This window comes from Nonomuraea sp. NPDC050404, from assembly GCF_040655495.1.
Classification (GTDB): domain Bacteria; phylum Actinomycetota; class Actinomycetes; order Streptosporangiales; family Streptosporangiaceae; genus Nonomuraea.
Genome location: NZ_JBFAKB010000002.1, coordinates 34756 through 57521, shown reverse-complemented (window position 1 = coordinate 57521; position 22766 = coordinate 34756). Strand labels below are relative to the sequence as shown.

At 70.5% G+C, this 22766-nt stretch carries 23 protein-coding genes; 8 read left to right on the top strand and 15 right to left on the bottom strand.

Features of this window, described 5'->3' with window-relative positions; all coding sequences use genetic code 11:
* The first annotated feature begins 130 nt into the window (after nucleotides 1-130).
* Nucleotides 131-1042, top strand: a complete 912-nt coding sequence (locus tag AB0I81_RS05470) for an alpha/beta hydrolase (protein ID WP_360650402.1) — start codon at nucleotides 131-133, stop codon at nucleotides 1040-1042.
* A gap of 35 nt (nucleotides 1043-1077) precedes the next feature.
* Here AB0I81_RS05470 and AB0I81_RS05465 read toward each other — a convergent pair whose 3' ends face one another.
* Nucleotides 1078-1689, bottom strand: coding sequence for a TetR/AcrR family transcriptional regulator (locus AB0I81_RS05465; RefSeq protein WP_360650399.1), 612 nt, complete (start codon nucleotides 1687-1689; stop codon nucleotides 1078-1080).
* Entirely contained in the window at nucleotides 1686-3146 is a 1461-nt protein-coding gene (locus AB0I81_RS05460; RefSeq protein WP_360650396.1) for an FAD-dependent monooxygenase, read from the bottom strand. Before AB0I81_RS05460 ends, AB0I81_RS05465 begins: the two co-directional genes overlap by 4 nt.
* 142 nt (nucleotides 3147-3288) lie before the next feature.
* On the opposite strand from AB0I81_RS05460, the gene entS reads away from it, so the two are divergent.
* Nucleotides 3289-4527: an enterobactin transporter EntS gene (gene entS / locus AB0I81_RS05455; RefSeq protein WP_360650393.1), complete on the top strand. Its 1239-nt coding sequence runs from the start codon at nucleotides 3289-3291 to the stop codon at nucleotides 4525-4527.
* A 103-nt stretch (nucleotides 4528-4630) separates the two neighbouring features.
* Here entS and AB0I81_RS05450 read toward each other — a convergent pair whose 3' ends face one another.
* Entirely contained in the window at nucleotides 4631-5404 is a 774-nt protein-coding gene (locus AB0I81_RS05450; protein ID WP_360650390.1) for a SigB/SigF/SigG family RNA polymerase sigma factor, read from the bottom strand.
* Nucleotides 5405-5575: 171 nt separating this feature from the next.
* A complete protein-coding gene (locus tag AB0I81_RS05445; RefSeq protein ID WP_360650387.1) occupies nucleotides 5576-6265 on the bottom strand; it encodes a DUF4142 domain-containing protein in 690 nt (229 codons plus the stop codon).
* Nucleotides 6266-6443: 178 nt separating this feature from the next.
* Between AB0I81_RS05445 and AB0I81_RS05440 the strand changes: the two genes are divergently transcribed.
* Nucleotides 6444-6749: a DUF3040 domain-containing protein gene (locus tag AB0I81_RS05440; RefSeq protein WP_360650384.1), complete on the top strand. Its 306-nt coding sequence runs from the start codon at nucleotides 6444-6446 to the stop codon at nucleotides 6747-6749.
* Between the two features lie 39 nt (nucleotides 6750-6788).
* Nucleotides 6789-7736 carry a prolyl aminopeptidase gene (gene pip / locus AB0I81_RS05435; RefSeq protein WP_360652007.1) on the top strand — a complete coding sequence of 316 codons (948 nt, stop codon included), beginning with the start codon at nucleotides 6789-6791 and terminating at the stop codon, nucleotides 7734-7736.
* A 119-nt stretch (nucleotides 7737-7855) separates the two neighbouring features.
* Here pip and AB0I81_RS05430 read toward each other — a convergent pair whose 3' ends face one another.
* The gene (locus tag AB0I81_RS05430) at nucleotides 7856-8866 is read right to left on the bottom strand and encodes a nucleoside hydrolase (protein ID WP_360650381.1); all 1011 of its coding nucleotides are present in this window, start codon (nucleotides 8864-8866) and stop codon (nucleotides 7856-7858) included.
* Nucleotides 8867-8971: 105 nt separating this feature from the next.
* Here AB0I81_RS05430 and AB0I81_RS05425 point away from each other — a divergent pair, with 105 nt between their 5' ends.
* Nucleotides 8972-10069, top strand: a complete 1098-nt coding sequence (locus AB0I81_RS05425; protein ID WP_360650378.1) for a serine hydrolase domain-containing protein — start codon at nucleotides 8972-8974, stop codon at nucleotides 10067-10069.
* A 15-nt stretch (nucleotides 10070-10084) separates the two neighbouring features.
* Here AB0I81_RS05425 and AB0I81_RS05420 read toward each other — a convergent pair whose 3' ends face one another.
* The 5 genes from AB0I81_RS05420 to AB0I81_RS05400 form a co-directional block, all read right to left on the bottom strand.
* Complete coding sequence (locus tag AB0I81_RS05420) at nucleotides 10085-11263, bottom strand: glycosyltransferase family 4 protein (RefSeq protein WP_360650375.1); 1179 nt, start codon at nucleotides 11261-11263, stop codon at nucleotides 10085-10087.
* Nucleotides 11260-11958, bottom strand: a complete 699-nt coding sequence (locus AB0I81_RS05415) for a sulfotransferase (protein ID WP_360650372.1) — start codon at nucleotides 11956-11958, stop codon at nucleotides 11260-11262. Before AB0I81_RS05415 ends, AB0I81_RS05420 begins: the two co-directional genes overlap by 4 nt.
* A 276-nt stretch (nucleotides 11959-12234) precedes the next feature.
* Entirely contained in the window at nucleotides 12235-13833 is a 1599-nt protein-coding gene (locus tag AB0I81_RS05410; protein WP_360650369.1) for a CocE/NonD family hydrolase, read from the bottom strand.
* A 120-nt stretch (nucleotides 13834-13953) separates the two neighbouring features.
* Nucleotides 13954-14403 (bottom strand): DUF3237 domain-containing protein, encoded by a 450-nt coding sequence (locus tag AB0I81_RS05405; RefSeq protein WP_360650366.1) that lies wholly within the window; start codon nucleotides 14401-14403, stop codon nucleotides 13954-13956.
* Complete coding sequence (locus tag AB0I81_RS05400; protein WP_360650363.1) at nucleotides 14400-15641, bottom strand: flavin-dependent oxidoreductase; 1242 nt, start codon at nucleotides 15639-15641, stop codon at nucleotides 14400-14402. Before AB0I81_RS05400 ends, AB0I81_RS05405 begins: the two co-directional genes overlap by 4 nt.
* 70 nt (nucleotides 15642-15711) lie before the next feature.
* Between AB0I81_RS05400 and AB0I81_RS05395 the strand changes: the two genes are divergently transcribed.
* On the top strand, nucleotides 15712-16374 hold the full coding sequence (locus AB0I81_RS05395; RefSeq protein WP_360650360.1) for a MarR family transcriptional regulator: 663 nt from the start codon (nucleotides 15712-15714) through the stop codon (nucleotides 16372-16374).
* A gap of 107 nt (nucleotides 16375-16481) precedes the next feature.
* On the opposite strand, the gene AB0I81_RS05390 is transcribed toward AB0I81_RS05395, so the two are convergent.
* Nucleotides 16482-17156, bottom strand: coding sequence for a TetR/AcrR family transcriptional regulator C-terminal domain-containing protein (locus AB0I81_RS05390; RefSeq protein ID WP_360650357.1), 675 nt, complete (start codon nucleotides 17154-17156; stop codon nucleotides 16482-16484).
* A 274-nt stretch (nucleotides 17157-17430) separates the two neighbouring features.
* Here AB0I81_RS05390 and AB0I81_RS05385 point away from each other — a divergent pair, with 274 nt between their 5' ends.
* Nucleotides 17431-17919, top strand: coding sequence for a DUF6326 family protein (locus tag AB0I81_RS05385; RefSeq protein ID WP_360650354.1), 489 nt, complete (start codon nucleotides 17431-17433; stop codon nucleotides 17917-17919).
* A 213-nt stretch (nucleotides 17920-18132) separates the two neighbouring features.
* Here the strand turns inward: AB0I81_RS05385 and AB0I81_RS05380 are convergent, their stop codons facing one another.
* The 4 genes from AB0I81_RS05380 to AB0I81_RS05365 all read right to left on the bottom strand — a co-directional run bounded on the left by AB0I81_RS05380 (nucleotide 18133) and on the right by AB0I81_RS05365 (nucleotide 22050).
* Complete coding sequence (locus AB0I81_RS05380; RefSeq protein ID WP_360650351.1) at nucleotides 18133-18522, bottom strand: ATP-binding protein; 390 nt, start codon at nucleotides 18520-18522, stop codon at nucleotides 18133-18135.
* A gap of 112 nt (nucleotides 18523-18634) precedes the next feature.
* Nucleotides 18635-19444 (bottom strand): SAM-dependent methyltransferase, encoded by an 810-nt coding sequence (locus AB0I81_RS05375; RefSeq protein ID WP_360650349.1) that lies wholly within the window; start codon nucleotides 19442-19444, stop codon nucleotides 18635-18637.
* Between the two features lie 283 nt (nucleotides 19445-19727).
* Nucleotides 19728-21191, bottom strand: coding sequence for an argininosuccinate synthase (argG, locus tag AB0I81_RS05370; RefSeq protein ID WP_360650346.1), 1464 nt, complete (start codon nucleotides 21189-21191; stop codon nucleotides 19728-19730).
* A gap of 103 nt (nucleotides 21192-21294) precedes the next feature.
* A complete protein-coding gene (locus AB0I81_RS05365; RefSeq protein ID WP_360650343.1) occupies nucleotides 21295-22050 on the bottom strand; it encodes a glucose 1-dehydrogenase in 756 nt (251 codons plus the stop codon).
* A gap of 61 nt (nucleotides 22051-22111) precedes the next feature.
* Between AB0I81_RS05365 and AB0I81_RS05360 the strand changes: the two genes are divergently transcribed.
* Nucleotides 22112-22669: a helix-turn-helix domain-containing protein gene (locus AB0I81_RS05360; protein ID WP_360650340.1), complete on the top strand. Its 558-nt coding sequence runs from the start codon at nucleotides 22112-22114 to the stop codon at nucleotides 22667-22669.
* Nucleotides 22670-22766 lie beyond the last annotated feature (97 nt).

The following is a 22766-nucleotide window of genomic DNA, read 5'->3' as shown; positions in this document are numbered from 1 at the left end:
TTCGCCGGACGTGACCAGCCCGGGCGTATCGCCGGCCTGGCTACGATCTGATCTTCCGTCCACACCTCCCCGCGTGTGCTCCTGCCTCCACGAGGCGGGGAAGACGGGATCTTCGATGAAGGGACGATCGATGAAGAAGGCGATCCGCCTCGTGCTGGGCGCCGGGCCGGTGTTCATGCTGATGGCCGGCTGTGGCGACGGACGGGACGCCGCGACGCCGCCGGCGGGCGCGAGCCCGGCCGTGACGGCGAGTCCCGGCCGCTACGCGCAGGTGGACGGGCTGAAGATGTACTACGAGGTGCACGGCCAGGACCGGGGAACGCCCCTGGTGCTGCTGCACGGATCGTTGTCGGGCATCAAGAGCGACTTCGGCGACCTGCTGGCGCCGCTGGCGAAGACCCGGCGGGTGATCGCGATCGAGCAGCAGGCCCACGCCCGCACCGGCGACATCGATCGTCCGCTGCGGATCGAGCACATGGCCGGGGACACGGCCGGGCTGTTGCGGCAGATCGGGGTGAAGCAGGCCGACTTCTTCGGATACAGCACCGGGGGTCAGATCGCGCTCGAACTCGGCATGCGGCAACCGGACCTGGTGCGCAAGCTCGTGCTGGCCTCGGTCACCTACCGTCCGGACGGGCTGCACCCGGGACTGCTGCAAGGGTTGCGGGCACTGAAGCCGCAGGCCCTGCACGGCTCCACCTTCCACCAGGACTACCAGGCCGTCGCACCCGAGCCGAAGAACTTCGATCAGCTGGTGGAGAAGAACAAGGACATGCAGCGGAACCTGCCCACCCTGGCCGCCAAGGAGGTGCGATCGGTCAAAGCGCCGGCCCTGCTCATGATCGGGGACTCCGACATCGTACGTCCCGAGCACTCGGTGGACATGTTCCGGCTGCTGGGCGGCGGGGTGAACGGGGATATGGCGGGGCTGCCGAAGTCCCAGCTCGCCGTGTTGCCCGGCACGTCGCACATCTCGATCGTGCACCGTCCCGAACTGCTGCTCGCCACCATTCCCGCGTTCCTGGACGCTCCCGTCACGTAGGGGCGGCCGGGCGGTGGCGGCCGCTAGGAGTCCGCTCACGGTGCGGGCGGACGGTACAGCCCCGCCTGGCGGTAGACGGCCTTGAGGTAGTCGAGCATGCCGGCGACGTCCGGCGGGTCCGGCTGGAGCACGCGCCAGGTCACCGCGCCGGCCATCATGTCGATCAGCACGTCGAGGTCGGCGTCCGCCGCCACGGTGCCGTCCTGCTGGGCGCGCCGCAGCAGGGCGACGGCCAGTTCGCGGCGCGGCAGTATGTGGTGTTCCCAGTAGACGGCCATCAGGCGCGGATGGCTGACGGCCGCGCCCATCATCCGGGCGACCAGCGCGCGGAAGGCCGGGCTCGCGGTCATCTCCGCCGCCGCCTTCAGAGCACCGTCGATGATGTCCTGGGGTGCCAGATCCCGGACGTCGGCGGGGGAGGGGACGAGATCGGCGCTGACCGTCCGCTCGACGGCCTGGGCGATCAGGTCTTCCTTGGTGCTCCACCGGCGGTAGACGGTGAGCTTGCCGACGCCGGCCCGTTTGGCGATCTGCTCCATGCTGGTGCCCTCGACGCCGCGTTCGATGAACAGCTCCAGCGCGGCGCGCAGGATCGTGGTGTCCGTTTCGGGGTCGCGGGGGCGTCCGCGTCCTCGGGTGGAGGTCAAGCAAGTGCTCCGTCCAGCCAGCCGGTGGGATCGCCCTTGCAGGCCAGGTGGGCGTCCGGGCGTACGAGCATAGCGGGCAGCGGATTCACCGGGCGGAGGTGGACGACGTGGTCGCCGAGCCGCCGGTGGGCGATCTCGAAAAGGTCCTGGCCGCCGAGGACGGCCCAGCGCCCGCGCAGTTCGGCGTGCAGTCGGGTACGGGTGCCGTCGGGACGTTCGCAGGCCACATCCGGGATCCGGTCGCCCGGCCGCGGCCGGGAACCGCGCCTGCCGAGCGGGGCGCCGAGCGGGCCGCGCCGGTAGCTGACCCAGAGCTGGGAGGTGGTGTAGGTGGCCCAGCGCTGTAGTACGGGCAGGTTGAACACCGGCACCATGACCCGGTCGCGCAGGAACCGGCCGACCGGCCCGGAGGCGATGTTGACCTTGGTGGTGGCGGTGCTGCCCCGCAGGACCTGGGTGGCCAGCGGGCGGCGCTCGTCCTGGTAGGTGTCCAGCAGTCGCTCGCCCGCCCGGCCGTCGATCACGAGGGCCAGTTTCCACGCGAGGTTCTCGGCGTCGCCGATACCGGTGAGCATGCCCTGCCCGCCGAACGGGGCGTGCGCGTGCGCGGAGTCCCCGGCCAGCAGGATCCGGCCCCGGCGATAGGTGTCGGCCAGGCGGCGGTGCACGCTGAACAACGACGCCCACGACGCCTCCAGCAGCCGGCCTCCGATGTGGCCGGTGCGTTCGGGCAGGATGCGGCGCATGCGCTCGACGATCTGTTCCTCGCCCGGCTTGTCGTCGGTGAGTGTTGGGTCGTAGGCGAGCAGCCGCCACTGGCCGCCGGGCATGGGCATCGCGCCCAGCATGCCTTCCCGGTGCACCCAGCCGCTGGTTCCCGAGCGGTCGAGCGTGGTGTCGAGGCGGGCGTCGACGAGCAGGAACCGCTCGCTGACCTTGACGCCGGGAAAGCCGATGCCGGCGAGCTTGCGTACCGTGCTGCCGGTCCCGTCGCAGCCGACGAGCCAGCGCGCCCGCACAGTACGGCCGTCGCCCAGTACCGCGGTGACCCCGTTGGTGTCCTGGTCGGCGGCGACCAGGGCGGAGCCCCATTCCGGCCCGCCACCCAGCTCGGCCAGGCGGTCACGCAGCCGCGCCTCGACGCTGGCCTGGGAGATGACCATCGGGGGAGCTGCGGTGTGCAGGCCGGGATCGCCGAACCGGATGCGCATCATCGGGCGGTCGCCGGCGTAGGTGGTGATCGTCATCGCCCGTACCGACTCTTCCGGCAGGCCGCTGAGAGCGTCGAGCCGGTCCAGCACCTCCGAGCCGCGGGCGTGCACGAAGTTCGCCCTCGATGTGGTGGCCGGGGCCGGGGCCCTGTCCACGATCCGTACCGATACGCCGTGCTGGAGCAGCGCGCACGCCAGCGCCAGGCCAACGGGCCCCGCTCCGGCCACCAGGACGTCGGTTTCCACGACCAGCACCTCACTTTGTTTACGGAACGGTACCGTAAATAAATAACACGACGCGGGGCGCGCTGTCCATGGCCCTACATTGCGAACCCGATTCGCCAATAAATAAGGTGTGCCTAACCTAAAATGCTAGAAAGATGTTCACATGCCTCCTCGCCGCCTGCTCCTGGACTTCTCGCCGCTGCGCCGCCAAGGGTTCCGCAACATCTTCTTCGGCCGCACCGTCGCGGTGTTCGGCATCGGCTTCGTCATGGTGGCCGTGCCGCTGCAGGTCTACTCGCTGACCGGCTCGACGGCGGACGTCGCCGCGGTGAGCGCCGCCGTGGGCGTCGCCACCTTCGCCGGCACCATGCTCGGCGGCGTGCTCGCCGACCGGCGCGACAGGAGGAGGGTCATCATCATCGCCCGGGCCACCGCGGCCGTGGCGTTCGTGGTGCTGGCCGGCAACGCGCTGCTGCCCGAGCCCATGCTGCCGGTCATCTACTTCTGCGGGATGCTCGAAGGGCTGGCGAACGGCGTGTCGGGCACCGCGCTCATGGCCGCCACCCCCGCCCTGGTGTCCCGGGACAAGCTCGCCGCGGCAGGAGCCCTCATGGCGCTGATGTCCGACATCGGCTCGGTGACCGCTCCGGCGCTCGGCGGCCTGCTCGTCGCGCAGGCGGGCTTCTGGGCGAACTATGCCGTCTGCGCGGTCGCCGGAATCGTCACCGTGCTCTTCGTCGGCAGGTTGCCGGAGCTGCCACCGCCGGCCAAGGCGGTGCACGAGCCGCCGCTCAAGGCCCTGGGCGCCGGGCTCCGTTACGTCTCCAGGGATCGCATCGTGGGCCCCGTCCTGCTCGCCGGGCTCGTCGCCTCCGCCCTGACGGGCTGGAACGTGCTGCTCCCCGAGTTCGGGCGCGAGGCTCTCGGCCTCGGGCCGCGCGAACTCGGCCTGCTGTACGCGGCGCCCGCCGCCGGCGCCCTGCTGGCCACGCTGACCAGCGGCTGGACCGGCACCGTACGCCGCAAGGGCGCCACGGCCATGGCGGCCCTGCTGGTGTCGGCCGCCGGGCTGACCGCCGTGAGCCTGCCCGGCGGCCTGATCACGGCGGCGGCCGGCCTCGTCCTGTTCGGCGTGGCCCGGGTGACCGGCGACGTGATGCGGTACGCCATTGTGCAGGAGTACACCCCGGACGACTTCCGCGGCCGGGTGGCGGGACTGTGGTCCGCCCAGATGGCCGTCGGCCTGTCGCTCGGGGCGGCGGTGGCCGGCGGGATCTCGGCCCTCGTCCCGCCGGAGCGGCTCTACCTCGTCCACGGCGCGCTGGGGATGACGGCCACCCTCGCCCTGATCCTGAGCTTCCCGGCCCTGCGGCGGATGGCGGCGGCGCCCGTGCCCGACTGACGGGGCCGACGGGCGCGAGGGTTCTACGGGTTTTTCTGCGGCTTCCAGCACGGCGCCCGCCACGGGCTGGCCGTTGGCGGGCGTCGCTGGAACCGTTCCGGATTCAGTCCGTCAGCGCGGTGCGCAGCTGGGTGAGGACGGCCCGCAGGATGCGGGAGACGTGCATCTGCGAGATGCCGAACTCCTTGGCGATCTCCGACTGGGTCATGTTGCCGTAGAAGCGCATCAGCAGGATGCTCTTCTCGCGCGCGGGCAGCGCGTCGATGAGCGGCTTGACCGCGTACCTGTCGAGCATGGTGTCGAGCGACTCGTCCTGGGCGGGCAGGAAGTCCGACAGCTCGGCGGCGTCGTCGTCGCCGCCCGTGACCGGCGCGTCCAGCGACAACGTGCTGTAGGCGGTGGAGGCCTCCAGGGCGAGCAGGACGTCCTCCTCGGAGATGCCCATCTTCGCGGACAGCTCGGCCACGGTCGGGGAGTGGCCGAGGGCCTGGGTCAGCTCCGCGGTGGCCTTGTTGATCTCGATGCGGCGTTCCTGGTAGACGCGCGGCACCCGGATGGCCCAGGTGCGGTCGCGGAAGTGGCGCTTGACCTCGCCCATCATCGTGATCATGGCGTAGCCCCTGAACTCGTGCCCGAGCTCGGGGTCGAAGCCGTTGACGGCCTTCATCAGGCCCACGTAGGCGGCTTGGCGCAGGTCCTCCATGGGCTCGCCGCGGTAGCGGTAGCGGCGGGTGACCTCGCTCACCAGTCCCTCGTGCATCTCCACCAGGCGCTCGCGAAGGCGCACGGCATGCAGATCCGAGATCTGCGGGTCGGCGAGTTCGGCCAGGAGTTCCTCGGCGGTGAGCTGCTCGATTGCGCTGTTCAGGACAAGCATGCGCTGCTCCAAGATATGCCAGCGGCCCTGCTCGGAACAGAAAAAGCCCATGCAGAGGCACGCCGATGTTTCGCGTGGGGTGAAGCCCTCTGCTGGACTTCTTGATCAGTGATGCCCGCGATCGACCATTCATCACCCTTTTTTGGTAACGAAAAGGTCACGACCTTGCCGTCAGGCCGGCGGGGTGGGGAAGCTCGCGGGTGTGGTCAGCCCGGTGCTCTCCAGCAGGCGCTGGTGGTTGAGCACCGCGGTGTTGGCCTGCTCGGAGAAGCGGCGGACCAGGGTGTTCTGGGTGCTGCCGCGGACGGCGCCGATCAGGCCGAAGATCTGCCCATGGGCCAGGCGCAGCCACTTGACGTACGTGGTGTCGTAGGCGTTGCCGGACCTGCCGGAAATGTCGGTCATCCAGCGTTGTTGCTGCTCGGTCGGTTTCACCGGCAGTTTGACCTCCAGCTTGGTGGCCAGGTCGCGGACCTGCCGGTCGAGCGTGTGGTGCTGGGCGGAGATCTCCTTGCTGACCTCCCGTACGCGGGCGGTGGCGGCCCGTTGCACCGCGTCCTGGGCGATGGGCATCTCCCACAGGCTGGCCAGCCGCACCTTGCGGATGAGGTCGCGGTCGGCCTCGGACAGCGGTCCCCACTTGGTCGGCCGGGTGCCGATGTCGGATTCCTCCGCCGGGTCCGGGGAGGGGGAGCCGGCCGGTTCGGTCTCGAAGCCGGCCGGTTCGGTCTCAAAGGTGGCCGGTACGGGGCCCGCGGCGGCGGGGCTCGGCGCGGGCGCGTAGCCCGCGCAGGCGGTGAGCGGGCAGAGCATGGCGATGGCGCACGTGACGAGAGCGCGGCGGTTCCGGTGGAGTCGCATACGACGTCATCCCTTCCGGGTCCTCGCAGGGTCATCAAGAGGTACGTCGCGGGGCCGGGGGACGTTCATGGCAGTGTGCAAAATTTGCATAGTGCAAGGCAGGGGGCGGGCCGCTTCACATGTTCGTTGCACTGTGCAATATTTGCTTGGCGTTTCGGACCGAGCGAGGGCGTGATACATGGAGCTTTCCCGTCAGGAGCGCCTGGCGCTTGAGGAGCTGGAAAGGCGCCTGGCGCAGGAGGACCCCGCTCTCGACGCGATGCTCTCCGGGCCGCCGGCCCCTCCTCGATCGCCGGGCTCCGGGACGGAACCGCTGCCGCTGCCGGCCGGTGCGCGGTCGTTGTTTCACGTGTGGTTCATGCTGGTGATGCTGACCTGCGCGGTGCTCATGATGGGCATCGTGCTGCTGACCAGGGGCGAGACCAGTTGCCCCGGCGGGCAGTCCACTTCCTGTCAGAGCCCGGTGAGCACCCGCGAGGGGTAGGGTGGCAACGATCTTCCCTGCCCCGGAGCGTTCATGACCCTGATCGATTGGTATCCCCCCGCCGAGCCGTACGACTCGGGGCTGCTCCCCGTGGGCGACGGCAACGAGATCTACTGGGAGACGTGCGGCAACCCGGCGGGTAAGCCCGCGCTGTTCCTGCACGGCGGCCCCGGCGGCGGCGTGCTGCCCGACAACCGGCGCTTCTTCGACCCCTCCGCCTACCGCGTCGTGCTGTTCGACCAGCGCAACTGCGGGCGCAGCATACCCGGCGCGGGCGATCCGGCGGTGTCGCTCGAACACAACACCACGCCGCATCTGGTCGCCGACATCGAGCGGCTGCGTGAGCACCTGGGGATCGACCGCTGGCTCGTCTTCGGCGGCAGCTGGGGCACCACGCTCGGCCTGGCCTACGCGCAGGCCCATCCGCGGCGCGTCAGCGCGCTCGTGTTGCGCGGAGTGTGGCTGATCCGACCGCCGGACGAGGACTGGGCCTTCACACCGACGGGGGCGGCGCACCTGTTCCCCGCCGAGTGGGCGGCCTTCCGCGACGCGATCCCCGCCGCCGAGCGGGACGACCTCGTCGCCGCCTACGGCCGGCGCATCGGCGACCCGGACCCCGCCGTGCACGTTCCCGCCGCGCGCGCTTGGATGGCCTGGGAACTGGCCGCCAACACGCTGCTGCCGGTGACGCCGCCCGATCTGGACGACGCCACGCTGCTGGCCTTCGCCCGCATCACCCACCACTACATCGTGGCCGGGGGTTTCCTGCCGGAGGAGGGGCTGCTGGCCGGCATCGACCGCATCCGCCACATCCCGGCCGTCATCGTGAACGGGCGCTACGACGTCAAGACGCCTCCCGGCCAGGCCTACGATCTGCATCGGGCCTGGCCGGAGGCCGAGTTCAGGATCGTCGAGGACGCCGGGCACGGCGGTTCGGAACCCGGCACCCGCAGCCTGCTGGTCCAGGCGACCGACCGGTTCCGCTGAGGGCGCCTGCCCTCGCTCCCGGTCCCTGTGGTGTCCTCGCGTCCGGACGCGTCCGGACGCTGGGGGTGTCCTCGCCTTCCGGCCACGCGTGGCCGCTGGGTGGGTGTCCTCGCGTCCGGTCAGGTCCGGCCGTTGAGGGTGTCGAGGAAGCGCTGCTCGAACGCGGCGGTGCCGGCCGCCGTGCCGTACCGGAGCGGACCTCCGGACGGTGACGGGAACGTACGTCCGGCGGAGGGGCCGCCGAGGACCACGTCCAGGCGTCCGGAGGTGAACTCGACGTGCCCGGGGTGGATGGCGCTCATCGCCGCCAGCGGGTCCCACCAGTAGAGCAGATCGTCCGCGATCAGGGGCCTGACCTCGGGATGGGTGACGATCTCCAGCACGGTGTCGGCGGCCGGCGTGCCGTGGTCGGCGCCGAGCCGGGCCAGGAACGCGTCCGTGATGATCACCTCGTTGGCGGCGTCCAGCGGCACCACGCGCACCGCCCCGAAGCCGCGGCTGCCGGTGAGCACCGCGCGGGCGGCGGCCGGGTCGAGCCAGTAGTTGAACTCCTGGCTGCCGTCGAACTCGGGCGGGGTCCCGCAGCACAGGTTCCCCGGCACGTTCACGGCCCCGCCCATCGTGGTCAGCCGGGAGGCGGCGGCGGGCAGGGCGGCGGCCGGGTTGGTGAGCGGTCCCGTGGCGATGATCTGCGTCGAGGGGTCGGCCCGCAGCAGTTGCCTGATCAGCTCGGGTGCGCGGGTACGCGACGGCGTCTCGTCCCCCGCGCACCCGGGCGTCGCGGCCGTGAGCACCCGGTCGAAGAGCTGCCGCAACTCGGCGGGGAAGGCGTTCGCGCCGGTGGCGGGACTGTCCGCGATCAATACGCCGCGCAACCCCAGGCGCTCGGCCAGGCAGCGCGCGTGCCTGATCGCCCTGCCGGGCAGCCCGGCCCCGCTGCTGTTCACCGTGATGGCGCGTAAGTCGATGCGGCCGGCCTTGTGCTCCTGCGAGAGGTAGGCCAGGGTCGCGGCGTCGTCGAAGTCCATGTCGGTGTCGAAGATGACGGCGGGCGGACGGGAGTGGGCCACGGCAGGCAGCACGGGCAGCGCCGCCAGGGCCAGGAGAAGGGCCAGGACGAGTCGTCTCATGAGGTTCCCGGGGTCGGAGGTGAACGTCTCGGAGCCAGTTAAACCCAGGGATGTTTCATCTCGCCCTCATTGCCCGGCATACCCCCTACAGGTATGTTGAGGGCCATGAAGGTCGAGGGATTCACTTCAGACGGGTACGAAGCGGTACGCGAGGTCTTCCAGAAGCTGGTGGACGAGGGCCGCGAGACGGGCGCGGGCGTGTCCGTCTGGAAGGACGGGCACGAGGTCGTCCGGCTGAGCGGAGGCTGGGCCGACACCGGGCGCACCCGTCCCTGGCAGGCCGGCACCCTGGTCCAGCCCTACTCGTTGTCGAAGTCGTTCGCGACCCTGGCCGCCCTGGTGGCGGTGCGCGACGGCGCGCTGACCCTGGACGAGCCGGTGGCCCGATACTGGCCCGCGTACGGGGTCAACGGCAAGGAGGCCACCACCCTGCGCCAGGTCCTCACGCACCGCGCCGGCCAGCCCCGCTTCCCCGATTCGGCGGCGCGGACGGACCTGCTGGACGACGCCGCGCTGTGCCGGAGCCTGGTGGAGGCGGCGCCGGAGTACGTCCCCGGCACCGCGCTCGGGGAGCACGCCCTGACCTACGGGCACCTGATCGACGGCATCCTGCGCGCCGGCGCCGGCACCACGCTGCACGAGGTCTACGACGGCGTGGTGCGGCCCGCCCTGGACCTGGACGCCTGGTTCGCGGTGCCGGACGGCGAACTGGACCGGGTGGCCGACCTGGAGTACGCCGACCCCCGGTGGCCCGGCCTGCTGCACGCCGCGCCCTGGCTGCGTGTCCCCGACGGCGTCCTGGACGTCGCGCGGGCCAACTCCAGGGCCTGGCGGCAGTCGGTCTTCGCCGCGGTCAACCTGCACACCACCGCGACCGCCATGGCCCGCTTCTTCTCCGGGCTCACCGCCGAGGACGGCCCCGTACGCGACCTGCTCGGACCGGACCTGCACGGTGACCTGCTCGCCCCGCAGGTCACCGGCTTCGACGAGGTCTTCGGCACCCGGCTCACCTGGACGCTCGGCTTCATCCGCGACCAGGGCAAGATCGCCAAGGGCGGGATCGGCGGCTCGGCCGCCTGGTGGTCGCGCAGACACGGTCACGGGGCCGCGTACGTGACGCGACGGCTGGACGACCACTCCCGGGCGGCGGAGATCGCGACGGCCCTCGGTGACGACCTCGCGGTGGTGGGGGAGGACCAGTGAGCGACGGCCCGGCCGTTATCTCCTCGTCCTGGCGTTGTCGGCGACCGGCTCACCGTTGGACAGGGCGGTGAACAGGTTCTCCCAGAGCGGCATCACGACGTCCGGGGTGTAGTCGTGGGCAGTCTCGGCCGCGGCGGCGCCCATGCGCACCCGCAGTTCGCGATCGCCCATCACCCGGCCGAGCGCCTCGGTCAGCGCGTCCACGTTGCGCGGCGGCACCAGCACCCCGTCCTTGCCCGGCTTCAGCACGTCGCCGGGGCCGGTGGGGCAGTCGAAGGCGACGATCGGCAGGGCGTGGCCCATCGCCTCGATCATGGCCATCGGCAGGCCCTCGATCCTGGAGCTGAGCACGTACACCGACGACCTGGCCAGCTCCTCGTGGATGCGGTTGCTGCGGCCCATCAGCCGGATCCGATCGCCTCCGCCGACCTCCTCGATGCGGTTCTGCAGCTTCTCCTTGGACGGGCCGGTGCCGAAGATGCGCAGCTTCCACTCGGGGTGCTCCTCCGCGGTGCCGGCGAAGGCGGGGATGAGCATGTCGAAGCCCTTCTGCGGCACCAGCCTCCCCACGGCGATCACGATCTTGCTGCTCTGGTCGGAGTGCTTACGATCGTCCATGTGCACCGCGTTGGGGATCCGCACCACCGGCGTGTCCTTGAGCAGCTTGCGGTACTCCTTGCGGCTGGTCTCGGTCAGCACCGACACCGCGTCGAAGCGGCCGTAGTGGCGGGCGATCTGCTCGCGTACGGCCTCGTGGTAGGAGGCCAGGTTCATGTGCTCCTGGGCGACGCGGATCACGCCGGTGGGCGTGCGGCGGGCAGAGACCAGGTTGAGCGCGGGGCGGGTGGTGACCAGGACGCCGTCGCGCAGGCCGGAGACGTACTCGATGACCGCCGCCTCCACGCGCTCGGTGAAGTACTCGGCCGCGAACTCCCCGTAGGGCACGATCTTCCCGCGGGCGCGCCGCCAGACCTTGCGCGCCAGGGAGTCGGGGACGATGCCGTCACGCTGGTCCACCAGCGCCGACAGCCCCACGCGCGGGTCGATCGCGAACTGTGGCTCGTTCCTGCGCCGGACCACGCTGACGATCTCGACGTCGTGGCCCGCCTCCGCCATGGCGTTGGCCTGGTTGACCACCGTGCGGATGGTGCCGCCCATGCCGTAGGCGTGCAGCAACATGTACCGGATCCTCATGTGAGGTACTCCCAGGTCCTGCACATGCTCTTCAGCACCTCGGGGACCTGGTCCGGGCCGGGCAGGTCGCGGCCCTGTTGCACCGTTCCCGAGCGGATCTTGTCCTTCCAGTCGCCCAGGCCCTTGGTCACGACGTCGGGCGTGCCGTAGGAGAGCAGTTCGGCCGCCCAGGGGACGCCGAGGAAGTCGCAGATCTCGCGGCCGATGCGCTCGGGGTCGGTGGTCAGGTCCTCGTAGCGGACGGTCAAACCGGGCAGGGCGGCCCGCGCCCGCTGCACGGCCTTCATGTACCGCAACGCGTCCGCGGCGGCCTCGTCGGGCGTGCGCCTGTCCGGGCTGGCCTCGTGCCAGGAAGAGGCGATCGAGGCGGGGTGGCGCAGCAGGAAGACGAACCGCGCGCCGGGCCAGCACGCGGCCAGCCGCTCGTAGGCGAAGGCGTTGGCCGGCGTCTTCTCCACGATGAACCGTTTGCCGCTGCGTACCAGCTCACGGTGGAGCACCCGGTCCCAGAGCAGATGCTCCAGGTCGGCCCGGTCGTGACCGAGCGCCTCCATCGCCTTCTCCGCCAGCGAGGTATCGAATTCCACTCTTAACCGGCGTACGTGCAGCTCATGGGGAGCGTGCAGGTCCGGGTGAGCGTTGAGCATCGCCCGCAGCAGCGTCGAGCCTGACCGGACCGGAGAGATGATGAACACCGGCGCCTGCACCAGGCGATCGGTCTCCGGGTCCGCCGGCGGCCGGAAAGGCGTGTCCTTACGCTTTCCCGCCGCCTGGGGCGTCGTCGTCGGCCTTGCCGCTTGCCCTGCTTTTCCTACTCGGTTGAACTGGAATCCTGTGTACCTGGCCAGCGCCCCGTTGAATGTGCGCTGCCATCTCATGCCGACGGAGATTACCTGCCGTACCTGGAAATTGCCTGAACGCTCGAAGCGGCGGTCTGCGTGACGTTCCCGCAGCTCAGAGCCTACCTGTTTTCAGCGTGGCACGATCGGCAGCGTGAGGTAAGAGCCTTTGAGGACACGTTGGTGCGCGATGACCAGATCGTCCTCCGCGGCCTTCGCGGCGGGGTGGCCGGTGCCGGGGTTGCGGTCGAAGCGGGGGAAGTTGGAGCTGGAGATCTCCAGCCGGATGCGGTGACCGGCCTTGAAGACCTGGCTGGTGGCCACCAGGTCGATGGTGTACGTCCCCGAGGAGTCCGAGGTGCGCACGATGCCGTCGATCACGCTCATCGCCCGGCCGTCCGGGTGCACGTTCACCAGTTTGGCCGTCCAGTCGGTGGCGGCGGCCGAGGTCTCGGCACGCAGCGTCACCGACACGGGGCCCGTCACCTCGACGTCCGCGCCGAGCGCCTCGGTGGTGTAACAGAGCACGTCGGGGCGGCGCTCCACGTCCCGCTGGTCCTGCGGCCCGGCGTTGGTGGCGTCGGCCAGCAGGGTCGGCCCGCCGGTGGTGGGGACCGGGTCGCGCGGATCGAAGGTGAAGACCGCCGGCTCATCCGTGGCAGGCGCCTCGGGGGACAGCAGGCCGTCCGCGTGCAGGTGGTAGCGGGTCTCGACGGCGCGGGCCGGCGGCCAGGACTCCTCGTCCCGCCACACGTCGTCGCCCATCACGAAGATCTTCACCGCCGGGCCCGTGTCGCGGCCCTGGAGGAAGGCCAGCTGCCGCTGCTCCAGCCGGATCGCCTGCGCCGAGGCCCCGAAGCCGAAGTCCACCCGCCCGGTGCCGGACGCGCCCATCGTCAGGTGGGACCACGGGCCGATGATCAGCGGGCCGCCCAGCCGGCGGTGGTTCTCCAGCGTCCCGGACAGGAACAGGTCGAACCAGCCGGCCACGTGCATGACCGGCGCCTCGATCCGGTCGTGCCGCAGGGTCTGCGCCAGTTCCTCCCAGTACGCGTCCCGCTCGGGATGGGAGATCCACTCCTGCCACCACGGGATGCCCGCCACGGCGTCCAGCGGCAGCGTGCGCACCGCGGCGGCCTGGTCGGTCATGGCGGGCAGCAGCGCGCCGAACGCCGCGCCCACGTCCTCGCCCGCCTCCGCCGCGTGCATCAGCCCGAGCGCCGCCTGCATCGCGCCCCAGTTGAGCGCCGAGCCCAGCGCCAGCGCCCCGCCGTGGTACTTCAGGCCGTCGTGGAAGTCGTGCGGCGTCATGGAGGCGAACACGGCCTTGAGCCCCGGCGGGCGGGTGGCCGCCGCCTGGAGGGCGCAGCCGGCCAGGTACGACATGCCGGTCATCGAGACCTCGCCGTTCGACCAGGGCTGGGAGGTGATCCAGGCGATCGTGTCGTGGCCGTCGCGGCCCTCGTCCGCCCAGGGCCGGAACTCGCCGTCGCTATTCCCGCGCCCCCGGCAGTGCTGCAGCACCACCGCGAAACCCGCCTCCAGCGCGGCGGTCACCGGGATCATCCGGAACGCCCCCTCGCCGTACGGGGAGCGCGCCAGCAGCGCCGGGTACGGCCCGCCCTCCGCCGGCCGGTGCACCGAGCCGCGCAGGATGGTTCCGTCGCGCATCGGCATCGGAGCGTCGTACTCGGCGGTGACGCGCAGCGGGGGGCGGTTCAGCTTCGGCATCGGAACTCCAGCGGTCGTCCGGCCGGGGAGGCCGGCGGTCGGGTCAGGTCGGGTCAGGTCAGGCCGGCGGTCAGGCCAGGTCAGGTCAGGTCAGGTCAGGTCAGGTCAGGTCAGGTCAGGTCAGGTCAGGGTGTAGGCGTCGTAGCGGACGGTGGCCGCGGTGCGGGCCGCCGAGGCGACGGTCAGCGTGCGGTTGAGCCAGTGATACCGCTCGTCGCCGGTCTCGAAGCGGCAGAACAGCCGGAAGTAGTACTCCGACGGGTCCACCTCCTCGCCGCGCCCGAGCCGGTCGAGCACCTCGGGGGGACCGTGCCGCACGCCGCTGGTCGAGATGTACAGCAGCGCCCCGTCGTGGGTGCGCAGCGTGTAGCGGGTGTCGACGCTGATCGTGCCGTCGGCGTGCACCACCTGCCAGTCGGCGCCGCCCGGCAGCACGACGCCCGACAGGCGGGGGCCGTCGAACGAGCCGCCCACGATGTTGATCACGCGGCGGTGGCCCCAGGGGGAGTGGCCGAGGTCGAGGATCGGGTCGAGGGCGACGTGGAAGGTGGCCAGCGGTTCGAGGTTCACGACGCGACGCCCCGATCCCGGGCGACGGGCCGATCGTGGGAGACGCTCCGATCCGGGGCGGCGCGATGATCAGGGGTGACGCTCCAGGATGGGCGTTCGCTGAGTGCGGCCGGGTCGAAGCCGGCCGTGCGCTTGTAGGAGGCGGCGATCTCGGCCCGCTCGGCGTGCGGGATGACCTGCTCGACGTCGGTGAAACCGCCGGGCGCGCGCTCGTGGGCCAGCTTCATGACGACCTCGGGGCCCATCTGTCTGTTCGACAGTTGCAGCGCGGTCGTGGCGGGCCGCCGCAGCGTCTCGTACGCGGCCAGGTCGTCGTGGGCGAGCGCGTGCGCCAGTACCCGGGCGTCGATGATGGCCTGGGAGGCGCCGTTCGAGCCGATCGGGTACATGGCGTGCGCGGCGTCGCCGAGCAGCGTGACCTTGCCGCGGGTCCAGCGGGGCAGCGGGTCGCGGTCCACCATCGGGTACTCGTAGGCCGCCTGCGCCCCGGCGATGATCCCCGGCACGTCCAGCCAGTCGAAGCGCCAGTCCGCGAAGTGCCTGCCGACCTCGGTCAGGTCGGCGGGACGGTTCCAGTTGCCGCGTTCCGGGGCCTCGCCCTGCAGTGGCTGCTCGGCGATCCAGTTGATCAGCGGGCGCTCGCCGGTCTCGATCGGGTAGGCGACGAACTTCCGCGTCCCGTCCCCGGCCATGATCATGGATCGGCCGGTCAGGAACGGCTCGCCGTACGTCGTGCCGCGCCACAACACCAGGCCGTTCCACGGCGGCGGGCCCTCGCCGGGGTACAGGTGGGCGCGCACGGCCGAGTTGATGCCGTCGGCGCCGATCAGCAGGTCCTCCGTCCCGGGGCCGGTGATCCGGCTGCCGGTGCGTACGCTGTCCGGGCCCAGCCGTTCGAGCACCGCCTCCAGCAGGAGCAGTTGCAGGCGGCCCCGGTGCACCGAGTACTGCGGCCAGGCGTAGCCGGCGGCCACTCCGCGGGGCTCCGACCAGATCGGCGTGCCGTAGCGGTTGAAGTAGGCCAGTTCGGCCGTGGCCACGCCGATCTCCGCCAGCCGGTCGGCCAGGTTCAGCTCGGTCAGCTCCCGTACGGCGTGGGGCAGGAGGTTGATGCCGACGCCGAGCGGCTTGAGCTCCCGGACGGACTCGTGCACGGTCACCTCGGTGAAACCGGCGGCGTGCAGGCTGAGAGCGGCGGTCAGCCCGCCGATGCCGGCTCCCGCGATGACGATGCGCACAGGCCCTCCAGGGATTGTTATGGCCGAAACAATATGTCGGGAAGGTACGTGGCTGCGCAAGACTTGTCCGGTGACCAGAGCAGGACTTCCGCCGGGCGGCGGCCATCCGGACCGGCGCGGCGACGCGGGACGTCCGTCGGGCGGCGGCCATCCGGACCGGCGTGGCGACGCGGGGACTCCGACCGGCGGCCATCCGGACCGGCGTGGCGACGCGGGGAACCCGACGGATGGTGGCCTTCCTGATCTCGAATACGCCGCGTATGCGCGCGAGCGCCTGGCCGCCATGCCGCCCCCGGCCGACCCCGAGGCGTTCGCGCTGGCCTATCACCTGCTCCAGCTGGCCTACCTGCTCGTGACGGACCTGGAGACCGGGATCCACCGGCCGCGCGGCTGGACGCTGCCCGGGTTCCGGCTGATGTTCAAGTTGTGGTTGCTCGGGCCCACGCAGCCGGTCCGGCTCGCCGAGTTGTCGGCCATGTCCCGCTCCGCCGTGACGAACGCCGTCAACACGCTGGAGCGCGACGGGCTCGTGGAGCGCCGGGCGGTGGCGGGGGACGGCCGGGCGGTGGTGGTCGCGCTGACCGGCAAAGGGGAGAGGGCCGTGCGGGAGGCGTACGCCGAGCAGGCCCGGCGGGAGGGGCAGTGGTTCGCGCCGCTCGGCGAGGGGGAGCGGGAGCAGTTGACCGGACTGCTCACCCGGATCCTGCGGGCCCGGCCCGCCGACGTGCCCTGAACCCGGTGGTCAGAGTGCGTTACGTGAGCTGACGCCCCTTTTGGCGCGGACGCCAACGCAGCAGGTCGTCATCCACACGATCACCTTACGACATCACGGACGGAGGCTCACGTAGGCACTCTCAGGGGCTCGAGGGCGGCCAGGACGAGGTCGAGGCCGAAGGTGAACTCCTCCGCCGGGTCGTAGCCGGCAGCGGCGAGCACCGTGGCGGATTCGTTGAGGTAGGGGAACTCCTCAGGAGGAAGCTGGGGCAGGTAGACCTTCTCGGTCATGTCCGCGAGCCCATCGGCGGTGTTGAACGGCAGGCCGGCTTCCTGCAGGGCGAAACCGTAGACATAGCTGTCGAGCAACCAGTTGGCGTGCGTCGTCATCAGGACCGGGAAGCCGGCCTTCCGCAGGCAGGCGGTGACCGCTTCCCGGTGGCGGAGGTTCGCGGGTCCCGGCGAGGTCCGCGACTCCATCAGGCCGATCGCCCACGGGTGGCGTGCGAGAACCTGTCGGGCGGATACCGCCCGACGTCGCATCGCCGACTGCCAGTCGGTCTCTTCGGGCGGGAGTTCGATCTCCCCGAACACGACGTCGATCATGGCGTCCAGCAACTCTTCCTTGTTCGCCACGTAGTAGTAGAGCGACATCGCGCCCGCGCCGAGCGCGCCGGCCAGCCTGCGCATGCTCAGCCCGTCGACCCCCTCGCGGTCGGCGAGCCGGACCGCCTCGATCACCACCCGCTGCTTGCTCAGCGCCGCGTCTGACGCCACCTGGCGTGATTCCCTCGCAGACACGGGTCTCCTCTCGCTCGAGCGGCTTGACAATCGTCCAGCGCACGGTCATGGTACAGCGTACTACCCGTAGTACAGCGTACGACGTACAATGTACGAAACCAGTCAGACTCGTAGCTCGGACGTGAGGAAGCTTCCCGCCCTCAGCGCTCGAACCGTCCGAGGTCCGGGCTACCGCTGCCCGGTCGAGGCGATGTGCTCGTCCAGGCGGGCGCGGCCTCGGTACATCCCTGCCGCCGCTCCGGCGGAGGGACCGCTCCTCTCGAAAGAAGAACCGATGAGCATCCGAACGAAAACCCCGAACCTGCTCGACAACCAGCCGATCCCCGTGCGGGTCAAGCTCGCCGCCGCATGGACCAGCCTCATGTTCCTCTACATCTACGTCGACTACTTCCACCTCTACAAGCCCGGCGCCATCGACGACATCCTGGCCGGTGTCATCTTTGAGTTCGACATCAGCCCGACGTTGTTAACCATGATGCTCGCGTCCATGGCGATCCCGGCCCTGATGGTGATGCTCTCCATGACACTGCCCGCCCGGGTGGACCGCGCCACGAACCTCGTCGTCGCATCGCTCTACATCCCCTACTCGGCGTTCAACGCGGTAGGGGAGTCCTGGGACTGGGCCTCCTTCTACGGCCTCTCCATCGGAATCGAGGTGCTGCTCCTGGCCTTCATCCTGCGCTCCGCCTGGGCATGGCCCCGAACCCCCGCCGTCCCGGCCGGTCCCGCGACGACCGACCTTCGACAGGACCTCCGACCGTAGGTGTCCGAGTAAAGCCCTACGGCGTGAAGCCCGCCGCCGCGGACACCGGGCCAACCGTGACCGGCTCAGTCGCGGTATACGCAGAGAACCTGCTCACGAGCGGTCCGGTGTCCGCGCCGGCCGTGCCGTAGGCCGAACTGCGGCTGACGGATCAGCAGACCTCATCCAACCAACCGCAACGACGAAAGGGGTATCAGTTCGATTGACGCACTCTCAGGGCGCGCAGGCGACCGTGAACCAGACGAGTTTGCCGTTGTCCGTGGTGGCCACTCCCCAGTCGTCGGCGATGGCCGCGACGATCTGCAGGCCCCGCCCCGACAACGCCTCCACACCGGGGGACCGCTGTAAGGGCACGCCGTCGCCCGGGTCGAAGACCTCGCCGTACAACCGACCGGCCCGCTCCTCCAGGCGCAGCGTGTAGGCCGAGCCGCCGTGGCGTACGGCGTTGGTGACCAGTTCGCTGACGATGAGCAGGCAGTCGTCCATGACGTGCGCAAGGCCCCAGCGGCCGAGGTCGGCCCTGACCAGGGAGCGCGCCTGGCCGACACCGGCGGGGGCGGACGGCAGCAGGTACTCCACCGTGCGGACCGGCGGGGCGGACAAGGATCCGTGGTGGGGGGCCATACGCATCACGTCTCTCACAATTTTGGGAGCGCTCCCACATCCACGATAAGCCGTCGCCTTCACTCTTGTGAATGCGCGGCTGAAAGTTTCCTCAGGGGATGCGAGCGACGGCGCCGTAGTTGCCCGACGAACTGGGCTCTTCGCGACAGGCGAGGTGATCCTCGACCGGTCGCCAATCCGGCACCCACACCAGTCCTGGCGCCACCAGGTCGAGCCCTTCCAGCAGGGCCGCGACCTCGCTTCCGGTACGGATCGCGAGGTGCGGCAGGGTCATGGCGAGCACGTCGCGGATGACGGGCAGCAGTTCCGGCGGGATGCCGTCGAACGTGGTGTGCAGCAGCCCGAGGAAACTGTCGCCGGGCGCCGTGTGCCGCAGCCGCTTGATGACGTAGTGGGCGTACTCGTCGTCGCGCAGGCTGTAGGTCGACACCAGCAGCACGGCCACGGGTCTGTCCCAGTCGATGAAGGTCCTGACCACGTGGTCGCGGAGCAGGTCGTCGATCTCGCGTATGTCGCCTTCGATCACCCGTACGAGGTCGGTGAAGGGCTCGATGGTGGCCTGGGCCATGGTCACCACCATCGGGTTGCTCTCGACGTACAGGACGCGCGGGTCCGGCCCGGCGGGGTGGCGGGCCATGTCGTGCAGACCCTGACCACTGGCGGGGCCCGTGGGAATGCCGCTGCCCACGATCAGGAATTGATCCACACCTTCGCCGGCGGACAAATGGCCGATCATCCGGGAAAGGAATTCGAGCACCGCGAGGGCCGCCGTGGTAAGGGCGGGTGCCGCTTGATCGAATTGGCGTACCGTGTCCTTGTCGGCCAGGAAGTTGTTCTTCCCGCCGGCCGCCGCGTCGAAGATGCGGGTGATCCTGGCCTGGGTGGTTTCGAGCCGGGCCAAGTTTCGGACGGCACGCTGGTGCATGAGCGTTGCCCCTTTCCCTCGCCGCTACCTTTATGCCGGGTTAGCGATCTTCGGACCTCACTCGATGGCTCGAACCATATGTTCCAACAATTCCAGTCAATGACAACACGCTAGACCAGTTGTCTTGGAAAGGTTTGTTCCGCAACTGAGGTGGCAAGCAATCCCCGCCGCACGTTCTCGGTCTCGCTCACGTACGGCGGGCGAGGCATGTGCGGCGCGCTCGCCAAGGGGGAGCGAGCGCGCCGGGCCGGCCGAGGGGTCAGTCGGTGCCGAACTCCATCGCCGCGTTGTCGAGCAGTTCCTCGTCGTCGGGAACGTCGCCGGGGGAGGCCATCTCGCCGCGGGCGGCGATCGCGTCCGCGCCGCCCTCGTCCAGCTCGCCGAACAGTCCGACAGGGGTCTGCGGGGTGCCGAGCAACGACTGGTGCGGGCTGCCCACCATGCCGAAGCCGGCGTACTGCTCCAGCTTGGCGCGCGAGTCGGCGATGTCGAGGTTGCGCATGGTGAGCTGGCCGATCCGGTCGAGCGGCCCGAAGGCGGCGTCCTCGATGCGCTCCATCGACAACTTGTCCGGGTGGTAGCTGAAGGCGGGACCGGTGGTCTCCAGGACGGAGTAGTCCTCACCGCGCCGCAGCCTCAGGGTCACCTCGCCGGTGATCGCCATGCCGACCCAGCGCTGCAGCGACTCGCGCAGCATGAGGGACTGCGGGTCCAGCCAGCGGCCCTCGTACAGCAGCCGGCCCAGCCGCCTGCCCTCGTTGTGGTAGCTGGAGACGGTGTCCTCGTTGTGGATGGCGTTGATCAGCCGCTCGTAGGCCGCGTGCAGCAGCGCCATGCCCGGCGCCTCGTAGATGCCCCGGCTCTTGGCCTCGATGACGCGGTTCTCGATCTGGTCGGACATGCCCAGGCCGTGCCGGCCGCCGATGGCGTTGGCCTCCAGCACCAGATCGACGGCGGAGGGGAACTCCTTGCCGTTGATCGTCACCGGCCGCCCCTGCTCGAAGCCGATCGTGACGTCCTCGGCCGGGATCTCGATCTCCGGGTCCCAGAACCGCACGCCCATGATCGGCTCGACGATCTCGATGCCCGCGTCGAGGTGCTCCAGCAGCTTGGCCTCGTGGGTGGCGCCCCAGATGTTGGCGTCGGTGGAGTACGCCTTCTCCGTGCTGGACCGGTACGGCAGGTCACGGGCGAGCAGCCACTCCGACATTTCCTTGCGCCCGCCGAGCTCGCTGACGAAGTCGGCGTCGAGCCACGGCTTGTAGATGCGCAGGGAGGGGTTGGCGAGCAGGCCGTAGCGGTAGAACCGCTCGATGTCGTTGCCCTTGAAGGTCGAGCCGTCGCCCCAGATCAGCACCTCGTCGTCGAGCATCGCGCGCACCAGCAGGGTGCCCGTGACGGCCCGGCCGAGCGGGGTGGTGTTGAAGTAGGTGCGGCCGCCGGAGCGGATGTGGAACGCGCCGCAGGCCAGGGCCGCGAGACCCTCCTCGACGAGGGCTTCCCGGCAGTCGACCAGGCGGGCGATCTCCGCGCCGTACGCCGTGGCGCGGCCCGGCACCGAGGCGATGTCGGGCTCGTCGTACTGGCCGATGTCGGCGGTGTAGGTGCACGGCACGGCACCCTTCTCGCGCATCCACGCGACCGCCACGGAGGTGTCGAGGCCGCCGGAGAAGGCGATCCCGACGCGTTCGCCGGCTGGGAGGGAGGTGAGCATCTTGGACACGAGTAGAAGTATATACACATCACTGCATGATCATTCAAAACCCCGCCACGCAAAGAAACCCCCAACCGCCCCACCGGCCCCGCCGCGCGGGGCCGGTGGGGGCTCAGGCGGCGGACCAGCCGCCGTCCACGGGGAGGATGGCGCCGTTGACGAAGGAGGCCGCCTCGGAGGCGAGGAAGAGGGCGGCGTCGGCCATCTGCTCGGGCTGGGCCAGGCTTTCCCCGAGGGCCAGTACGGGGCCGAGCCGGGCGGCGCCGGTCGGGTCGAAGGAGCCGCCGGTGGCGATGTTGGTCATGGTGGGGCCGGGCAGGATCGCGTTGCAGCGGATGCCGTCCTTGGCGTACGCCCAGGCCACGCTCTTGGTCAGGCCCACGACCCCGTGCTTGGAGGCGGTGTAGGCGGCCCCGGCGGCGCCGCCGCGGATGCCGGCCTCGGAGGCGGTGTTGACGATGGCGCCCCTGCCCTGGCCGAGCATGTGCGGCAGCACCGCGTGCGTGACCAGGAACGTCCCCGTCAGGTTCACCCGCAGGACCCGCTCCCACTGCTCGATGGGGATGTCGGCGGGCAGCGCCATCGTGTCCATGATCCCGGCGTTGTTGCACAACACGTCGATCCGCCCGTACGCGCCGAGCGCCGCCTCCACCAGCGCGGCCACCGACGCCTCGTCGGCGATGTCGGCCCGCACGGCGAGGGCGGCGTCGCCGATCTCGGCGGCGGTCTGCTCGGCGTTGGCGAGGTCGATGTCGCAGGCCACGACGCGGCCTCCGGCCTTGGCGAAGGCGATGGCCATCGCCCTGCCGATGCCGGAGCCCGCACCGGTGATCAGAATGACGCGGTCGTCGAAGGTGTCGCTGGTCAAGGGGCCGACCTCCTGGGCGCAGTTAACCGGACAGGCTTGTCCGGTTGCTACCATAACCGCCATGCCCGCCGTGCGTCGACCCAACAGAGGACCCAGTGCCGCCGCCGAGAACCGGGCGGCCCTGGTGGCGGCGGCGCGCGAGGTCTTCGCCACCGCCGGTTACGACGCCCCGCTCAGCGCCGTCGCCCGCCAGGCCGGGGTCGGGCAGGGCAGCCTCTACCGGCACTTCCCCGATCGCATCAGCCTCGCGGTGGCGGTGTTCGTGGACAGCGTCGCCGAGTTGGAGACGCTGGCCGCCGATCCCGCCACCACCCTCGACGACGTGCTGGCGATGATCACCGCGCAGACCATCGCCTCGACGGCGTTCATCACGATGGTCACCGCCGCCGCGCGGCCCGATCCGCGCGTGATCGAGTTGCGCGACCGGGTGGCGGAGCTGCTGGAGAGCCGGCTGGTGCAGGCCAGGGACGCCGGCCGGGTCCGCGCCTCCGTGACGGTCGAGGACCTGGTCCTGGCCGTGGGGATGATCGCCGGCGTCCTGTCGCACGTGCCCGCCCCCGACCGGGTCGCGACCGCCGAGCGTATGTGGCGCCTGCTGCGCCAGGGGATCGACGCCTGAGATTTGGCGCCCAGAAGTAAATCAACTGCTTGACTTAATGCGATGTCCTTGGTTTGCTGTGGCTGACGGAGGAGGTCACGATGCGTCAGGTGGCACG